Genomic DNA, 8313 nt, shown 5'->3' with positions numbered 1-8313 from the left:
TATGCAGCGCTGGCGCGCTGCATAGTGACGCCCTCCGCTTCGCTTCGGGCTACCCTGCTGACGCTCCGCAAGATTCCCCCGCAAGCAGGGGAATCTAATTCCGCAAGCGGAATTCTGAGTGTGCATCAATTCGCGCAAGCGCGAATTGATGGAATCTCGCAAGCGAGGTTCCCGAGGCTGGCAGTAAGGGGCGGGTGCATCGTGTGCGAGTCTGTGTAGAGCTTGGGATTCTCAGCCATCACCCCACAACGGATGTGACGGACTCTCAGCGTAACGAGGGGGCGGCCTCGCTGTAGTGACGGGTTCCGCTGCGCTCCACCCTGAACCCCTCCCCCGCTGTCTAACCTGTCCCAACATGTTCACGACTGACCTGCCAGCATACAGGGAAACCGGCTGTTCGTGGGTGGAGTTGAGCCATGTGCCACTCTCGGGAGTGGAGTTTGGGTACGGGGATGCATCACTAGTCGTAACTGTGTAGAGCCTTCGCCCGTGGGCAACCGCGTGAGGGACCAAAGCGCGTAGGGCCAGGAAGGCTCAGGCGTGGGCTGCGGCGGCTTGTGCGGCGAGTGCGGCCACCGGGGGCTTTCGGATGTCGGAGTGGGCGCCGGGGAAGGGTTTGCCCTCTACGTCGTTGATGACGGCGTCGGCGTCGACTCGGTAGAAGGTGCCTGGGGTGAAGGCGTAGTCCGTGCTGCCGTTGGCCGGCATGGTCCGGTCCTGTGACGGGTTCACCGCCTGGTATCCGTCGGCGCCCATGCCGCCCCAGCGTCCCGCGGTGGTGGCCTGTGTGTCCTGCTGGGCCAGGAAGGAGGCTCTCGGGTACCACACGCCGACCGCCCAGTCGAAGGTGCTGAAGGTGGCGACCAGCGGGCCGTGTACCCGGTCCGCGAAAGTGTGCAGTGCGCCGGGGCTGCCGAAGGGGTTGTCCTGCTCGTGTGCGAACGACCAGTGGGAGAAGGCCCCTTGCAGGAGCAGCAGTGAGGCGACCGGGCTGTTCTGGGGGGTGCTGATGCCGGACAGGGCGAAGGAGACCAGCCGGGCGCCGAAGCTGTGGCCGATCAGGTGGACGCGCAGGGAGGGCGAGCGGGTGTGCAGGGTCTGGAGCAGGGGTCCCAGTCCGGCGCGGCCGATGTCGCCAGCGCGGGCTTTCATGATCGTGTAGGAGAGGACGCGCAGGGCGTCCTTCGCGCCGTTGACGGCGTGGCCGAACCAGTCGCCGATGCCCTGGGTAGCGGAACCGGGCGGTGCGGTGCCGAAGGCTTCGGCGGCGGCCAGGTATCCCGACGTCGGGTCGTCGGTCAGGAGCAGCGCGGTCTCGCCCGAGTCCTCGAATTCGTCATCGGGTGGTGGCGGCGGTACCAGTGATGTCAGGTGCTGGTGGATCTGCCGTAGCCGTTGTTCCTTCTGCGCGTCGGATTCGTCCGAGTCGATGGCGGCTGCCGCCGCCTGGTCGATGAGTTCGCCGATCTTTTGTACGGTCTGCTGCTGCGCCGGGTCGGTGAACCCTTGTTGGAGGGAGGTGGCGATCTGTGTCCCGGTGAGTGCTGCCGTCCCGGCGTCGAGGTCTACCGTGGCGCCGTTGCCTGCCTGTGCGGCGCCGGCTGTTGCCGGTGGGGTGGCCGGTGTCGGTGGGAACCACAGGGAGGGCCACAGGAGGCCGGCGAATCCCGCCTTTCCGAGGTTCGCGGCGCCGGTCGCGGCGTGCTGGATCATGGGGAACATGGCGTCGTAGAGTTCGCCGGCCGCCTCCTGTGACGTGCTCCAGCCGTGGCTGAAGCAGAAGAGGTCGTCCACGCCTTGGGCGATGACCTGGTCGAGGAAGTCGTCCTCGGCCGGTGCCGTGAGCCGGCCCTTTTCGTCGAATGCGAGGTTCCACACCGGTGCGGCGGTGGTCGGCTGCGCCATGGTCTTGGCCCCTTTTCGTCAGACGTTCGCGAGCATGCGCATCAGGTCGACCAGGCCTGCTCCCTGCGCGTAGCGTTCCCGGCCGATGTCGGTGGCGCTGTCGGTGAGCAGGCGTTTGACCTGCCGGGGCCGGCCGATGAACTCGGGGCGGGCGGAGAGGAACGCCGCGATGACGCCGGAGACGTGCGGCGCTGCCATGGAGGTGCCGGACTGTTCGGCGTAGGTGAGCCGGCTTTGCGGGAGGGGGTCTCCTGGTGCGGGGTTCAGTCCGGCTGTGGCTCGGACCTTGCCGCTGGCGGCCGAGGCGATCCATTCGCCGGGTGCCACGACGTCCGGTTTCATCCGTCCGTCGAGGGTGGGTCCTTTGCTGGAGGTCCAGGTGACGCCGAAGGTGTGCGGCGCGTCGCGGTGGGTGGAGCCGACGGCGATGCAGTCCTCGGCGTGCGCCGGTTCGGTGATCGAGCCCAGGACGGCGGAGGTGTTGGCCAGGTCCGCGGTGGCGGTGCGGGCGCCGTAATTGCCCGCGGAGACGACGACCACCACGCCGGTGGCGACCAGTTGGTTGACGGCCTGGCACAGCGGGGACTGGCCTGCGGCGTACTGATCGGGCTGCCATTCGGCGCCCAGGCTCATGTTGACGCCGTGTACGCGCAGGACGCCGGGGTCGACGTTGACCTCGTTGCGCAGGTAGGTCAGCGCGTGGATGACGGCGCTGGAGGAGGTGACCCAGGTGCCCTGGCGGCTGCGCCGCATGACCTTGATGCTGACCAGTTCGCAGGCGGGCGCCATTCCGGACAGTGTGCCGACGTGGGCCCGCTGGACGTAGCCGCCGTTGCCGGGGTCGTCGGATTCCGCCACCCGTGGTGTCATGCCGTCCGGGGTGCAGCCGGAGATGATGCCGGCGACGTGGGTGCCGTGTCCGTTCTCGTCCGTCAGGGACGGCGGCAGGTTCGGGTCGTCCGGTCGGTCGGGTTCCCTCGGGTCTTCGGGGTTCACGAGGAAGCTGAAGTCGCGGTGCAGTTGGCTGGTCAGTCCCTGTTGCGGGTTTTCCTCGCGGCCGGCGGTGGCGAGTTCCAGTTGCGAGAAGTGGGGGTGGCCGGCGTCGATTCCGCTGTCGATGACGGCCCAGACGATGCCGTGGCCGCGTGCGTCGTAGGAGTGCCAGGCGGCGTTGGCTTTCACCGTGGGCGCGGAGCGGTCGATCTGGGGGTGGAGCGGGTAGTCGGGCCATACCCGGAAGATGACCGGGGGCCGGTGGCCGTGCTCGGCGAGGCTGCGGTCTCTTTCCACCAGGTCACGCAGTACTACGCGGGACAGGACGCACTGGTACAGCTTCGGTGCGATGAGCGCGAGGCCGTGGGGAACGGGTGGCTGGACGGGGCTGGCCGACGTGATCTCCTCGGGCCACCAGCCGCCGGCCGTCTCCGCGTAGCTTTCCCACAGGCCGTAGAAGGCTTCGCGGACCGCGAGCAGGCCTCCGGGGTACAGCACGTTCAGTTCGATCAGCATCGGGACCCGCTGGTGCGGGTCGCCCGGGGCAGTTGCCGTGTCGCCGTCGGGGGTCGAGGGCAGATTGAGGTCGCCCACGATGGGGGATCTGAACGGGCCCGCGGGCTCGTGCATCATGACGGTGCCCTTTCTTCTGACGCCAGAAGCGGGCGAAATGCCGTTACGTTACAGCGAATTGGCGCTTTCTGGCGGCAGCGGCGGCAAAAGCGGCGAGTGCGGTACGGAGCCCGGGGCGGTGATCTTCCCGAAGGGGGACGGGCTGGGCCGGGGCCGGTGAAGCCGGGGTTTCCCTGCCGGATGGATGCGGCGCAGGGAGTGTCGGCGTCCTGGCTATTACTCGCCGAGGTGATGTTATATATATGGGAATTATCGGCCGGGGTGATGGTCGTCGCAAATCGGCTGAAGCAATGTTGACGGTGTGACTTTCTTTGTCACCGTCATCGCCTTCAACTCCGCCCGCGGCAACGAGGACGGCTTCTCCCGCCGCGCCCGCGCCGTCCTCACCCGCGAGGTCCGCGAGATTGCGGGCCCCCGCGCTCTGCAGGCCCGCGCCGACGTCGTCACGCGTCCTCCAGCCGGCCGGCCACCCGACTGCCCGCCTGCCTTCCGAAGGCACTGCGCCGGCAGGTCGCCGGCGGGGCCGCCTTGCGCCGTAGGGGCGGGCGGGTTCAGGGCCGGGGCCGCCCGACGCCGAGGTAGGCGTAGGCGAACGTCTCGCCCGCGCGCGGTGCCCGGGTCCAGGACCCGGTGGTGAAAGTGCGGAGCCTGCCCCGGGTCAGCGCGAAGCGGGGCAGCGAAAGCCCGAGTTCGGTGTGCAGGGCCTGCAGGACACGTCGTTCGCGGTCCGCTTCGGTGTCGTCCGGGCGCGACAGCCGTGCGGGGTCCAGGGCCTCGGGGATCGTGCCGGAGCGCTCGATCTGCGGACCGCGCACGGTGAACGCGTAGAGCTCCTCGCCCTGTTCGGCCACCGACAGGTGGAACGCGGCCGGGCGGCCGCCCGGCGACGAGTGGTTCGGGTCGCGCCACACCACCACCGCGCGGCCCGGGCTGCCGGACGAGGAGGCGGCCGCGGCCGGGGAAAGGAACAGCTCGTTCAGGTGACGGGAGTGGCCGCCGAAGGCGAAGGCCCATCCTTCGGCGGTGCGGCCGGCGGCCACCACTGCCCGGTCCTCCCATAGTTGGGCGCCTTCGCGGGGTCCGGGCGCGCGCCGGAATGTCTCGCGCGGATCAGTGGGCGCGCTCAGTTCGGCGCCTTCCTCTCCGATCAGGGCGGGCAGGCGGGCGGGGTCGATGCCCTCGACCCAGACACAGCGGTATCCGTCGAGCGGGCGCCGGTCTGGTGCAGGCTCACTCAGCCAGGCGAGGCCCGGCGGGTCGAGGTCGGGCACCGGCTCGGGGGTGGGTCCTCTTTCCCCGGCTCGCGGCGTCGCGAGGATTTCCCGTCCGCGTTCCGCGGTGATCAGCGGGCCCAGGACGGGGTCGGCGAGCAGGCCGACCGGGGCGATGAGCAGGGGTCCGGGTGCCTCCCAGAGCGCGAGCGCGTCCCGCAGTGTCCGCCAGGCGGCGTCGGTCGCCCCCCATCGGGCCGCCTCACGTGCGTCGGCGACTGCCCGGCCCCACCGCGCCGGGAGGGGCGTAGCGGTGGGTGCCGTCGCGCATCGCGTCCAGGACGGCTTCGGCGCTTTCACGGGCGACGCCGCGGGCGCTCATCATCGCCAGCCAGTGGTCGTCGTCGCCCAGCCGCCCTTCACCGCGTGCCGGCGACATGGCCTGCAGGGGCAGGATTTCGGGCAGGTAGCGCGGGTCGGCCACCAGGAGGCCGTAGTCGCGCGGGGCCGGCAGCTGGCGGAGCTGGTTCAGCAGGACGGCGCTGCGTGGCCGTCCGAAGGACAGCGCCTCCTCGAGCAGGGGCAGGGCCTCTTCGTGCCGTCCGCGCAGGGCCAGCAGGCGGGCATCGTCCACATGGGCGTCCTGAGCGCGCGTGGTCGCGTTGACGAAGTCGTCCCGGTCCGCCCGGTCGCGGTGGAAGCCGCGGTACATGGCCTCCATGTACGCGCGGAACGAGGGGTAGCGGTCGGGGAATTCGCCGCTCCAGCCTTTGTAGACGTAGAGCGCCCACTCGCCGTCCGTGTCGCTGTCGCCCGGGTCGAGCAGGGCGTGCGACATGTCGGAGTCCGTCTCCAGCCGTAGCGCCCGCTGCCACATGCCGGCCAGTACGACGTCCTCCTCGCGCGGGTGGTCGCCCAGATTCTGCTCGTAGAGCGCGCTCATGTCGTACGGGTCCTTGAACCAGTCGATGTCCGCGGCGCCGCCGAGTCGGTAGACCCCGGCCGTCTGGTCGACGTGCCATCCGTCGCTCAGGGCCAGGAACTGCCGGTAGGAGGGCGGCAGTCGGCGGCCCAGCCGTTCCTCGGCGGCGGCGATCGCCGGCTCCTTCGCTCCGGGCCTTGCCGGGCCCGGGCCGGGGCGGACGGCCACCTGCCCGCCGTCGTCCACGTCCGCGTGCGGGTCCGCGTGCGCTTCCTCGTCCGCGTCCGTGCGCGGGAGCCACTCCGCCTGCCAACGTCCCAGGAACTCGTGCCAGTCGAAAGATTCGCCACTCATGGCCGGATGCTGTCACCCGGCACCGACAACGGCGCTCTCCCCCGGGCTCACCGGTGAACTCCCGCTGCCGCCACCATCGTTCGTGCCTGCGTGCTCGGCCCGCCGGGTGACCGGCGTGCGCATGTGTGCCTCGTGTCCGACGGCATCGGGGGTACCCGGGGCGGTATGCCGAAGTGGATGAGGAATGCGGGCCTTGTACTGGTGTTGTACGGGCTGTTGGCTTTGATGATCCGGTTCGCGGGCGGTGGGATCGGCTGGGGCTGGCCGCTGGCGGCTGCTGTGGTGGCTACGCCGCTGGTGCTGTGGATGGTGTGGTTGCGCCGCCGCATGAGGGAGCAGGCGCAGGAATGGGGGCGTCGCAGGTTCCGGCCGTGGCCCGAGGAGCGGCGTCGCTGAGTCGCCGGATGGGAGACGTGTCCGTGGCGGCGGAGCCGGGCGGCCCCACCGGGGCCCCGTGCGGTGGTCGGGGCCGAGGTGGGTGCTGCCACTGTGGCGGGCCGTCGATGTGGTCAGGTGGCTGCCAGGAGGATGGCTGTGTAGTGGGCGGTGAAGGCGGCGATGGTCAGGGCGTGGAAGACCTCGTGGAAGCCGAACCAGGCCGGTGAGGGGTCGGGGCGTTTGAGGCCGTAGACGACGGCGCCCGCGGTGTAGAGCAGGCCGCCGGCGATGACGAGTACGAGGACCGCGGTGCCGCCGGCGTGCGCGAAGTCGGGCAGGTAGAAGACGGCCACCCAGCCCAGGGCGAGGTAGCAGGGGGTGTACAGCCACCTCGGGGCTCCGATCCACAGGATGCGGAAGGCGATGCCGGCCAGCGCGCCTGCCCACACCATGGCCAGCAGGACCGGTTGCCGGTTGGCGGGGAGCAGCAGCACCGCCAGGGGGGTGTAGGTGCCGGCGATGATCAGGAAGATGTTCGCGTGGTCGAGGCGGCGCAGGACGGCTTCCCCGCGTGGGCCCCATGTGCCGCGGTGGTAGACCGCGCTGGTGCCGAACAGCAGGCAGGCCGACAGTGCGTACACCGAGCAGGCCGCCACTGCCGCGGCCGAGCGTGAGACGGCGATCAGGACGATGCCGCCGGCCAGGGCGAGGGGGAACACGCCGGCGTGCAGCCAGCCGCGCATCCGTGGTTTCAGCGCGGCCGCCGCGCGTTCCATCCCGCCTTCCGGGCCGGTGGCCGTCTGTGCGGCGGCCGGCCGGCCGGTTGCGGCGGTTGGGTCGGCCGCCGGGGGGTGGGGGGTGTCGGGCGGGGTGCCGTGGTCGGGGCTGGGGCCCGGCCGGGTTTCGGGCTGGGGGTCGCGTCCGTGGACCGGCGGCTGGGTGTCTTCGGCGATCATGCGCTCTTATTCTGAGGTCGGCTGGAGTGGCGGCCCGGCGCGTCGCCGGGGGACGGACCGTGGGTCAGATGCCTGCCGTGGGGCGGTCGGCGGCGCGGCGGTGTTCGGCGTTGAGGCGCTGGGCTTCTTCGAGCTGGTCTTCGAGGATGATGATGCGGCAGGCGGCCTCGATGGGGGTGCCGTGGTCGACGAGTTCGCGGGCGCGGGCGGCGATGCGTAGTTGGTAGCGGGAGTAGCGGCGGTGGCCGCCGGCGGAGCGCAGCGGGGTGATGAGGCGGGCTTCGCCGATGGCTCGGAGGAAGCCCTGTGTGGTGCCGAGTATCTCGGCGGCCCGGCCCATGGTGTAGGCGGGGTAGTCGTCGTCGTCGAGACGGCCGTAGGAGTCGTCTGCTGTCACTTGCACCTCTCTGTGAACGCGTAGAGGGGCCCTGGCGCCGTGCGGCGCCAGGGCCCGAAGGAACTGTTCCACCATCTGCCGGCCCTGTTACTGCGCCGGCCTTGTGTTTCCGCATCTCCGAGTGGACTGCTGCCGGGGATGCCGGGATCGCGGTTGCGTGACCGGAGACCACCTCGCTGTGCTGTCGATGTCCTGCGGTACCCGGGTTGAAGGCTTTCGCCCGGGCGATCCTGATGGCGTTTCGGTTCCTCCGTTCTTCCCTCGGTGATCGACTGCTTGCCTGACGGGGACTGCGTACTGCTGGTACCGCGTACTGCTCACCCGACGTCGCCGCCGGGTCTTGCGGACTTCCCTTACGGGTAGGGCTACCGCGGTGGTGCCGCCCGGCAGTTCGTGTCTGCCGGGCCTTTCGTCCTCTGTGGGCTACGAGAGAAACCATAACCAAGCCAACAACCAATGTCTACTCTCGTCACCATAGATTTTCGGATACAGGGTAGTGAGGTATGGTCTCGGGCGATGTGCTGGAGGGCGGCGTCGGACGAAGCCCTGCGGGCCGGGACCGAG

At 70.2% G+C, this 8313-nt stretch carries 5 protein-coding genes and 1 pseudogene; 1 reads left to right on the top strand and 5 read right to left on the bottom strand.

The genetic code is table 11. The features are described from left to right. Positions 1 to 534 precede the first annotated feature (534 nt). The 3 genes and pseudogenes from OG440_RS37850 to OG440_RS37840 all read right to left on the bottom strand — a co-directional run bounded on the left by OG440_RS37850 (position 535) and on the right by OG440_RS37840 (position 6018). Entirely contained in the window at positions 535 to 1905 is a 1371-nt protein-coding gene (locus tag OG440_RS37850; RefSeq protein ID WP_406004723.1) for a hypothetical protein, read from the bottom strand. Positions 1906 to 1923: 18 nt separating this feature from the next. Beyond that, entirely contained in the window at positions 1924 to 3531 is a 1608-nt protein-coding gene (locus tag OG440_RS37845; protein WP_406004724.1) for a S8 family peptidase, read from the bottom strand. 551 nt (positions 3532 to 4082) lie between these two features. Further along, positions 4083 to 6018: pseudogene (locus OG440_RS37840) on the bottom strand (SMI1/KNR4 family protein). Between the two features lie 165 nt (positions 6019 to 6183). On the opposite strand from OG440_RS37840, the gene OG440_RS37835 reads away from it, so the two are divergent. After that, positions 6184 to 6414 (top strand): hypothetical protein, encoded by a 231-nt coding sequence (locus OG440_RS37835; protein WP_406004725.1) that lies wholly within the window; start codon positions 6184 to 6186, stop codon positions 6412 to 6414. A gap of 113 nt (positions 6415 to 6527) precedes the next feature. Here the strand turns inward: OG440_RS37835 and OG440_RS37830 are convergent, their stop codons facing one another. Together OG440_RS37830 and OG440_RS37825 are read right to left on the bottom strand one after the other, a co-directional pair. Next, positions 6528 to 7352, bottom strand: coding sequence for a hemolysin III family protein (locus OG440_RS37830; protein WP_406004726.1), 825 nt, complete (start codon positions 7350 to 7352; stop codon positions 6528 to 6530). Positions 7353 to 7416: 64 nt separating this feature from the next. Next, positions 7417 to 7749, bottom strand: a complete 333-nt coding sequence (locus OG440_RS37825) for a MerR family transcriptional regulator (RefSeq protein WP_406004727.1) — start codon at positions 7747 to 7749, stop codon at positions 7417 to 7419. Between the last annotated feature and the right edge of the window lie 564 nt (positions 7750 to 8313).

The sequence above is a fragment of the Streptomyces sp. NBC_00637 genome (assembly GCF_045161545.1).
Classification (GTDB): Bacteria; Actinomycetota; Actinomycetes; order Streptomycetales; family Streptomycetaceae; genus Streptomyces.
This window is presented reverse-complemented; position numbering and strand designations above follow the sequence as displayed.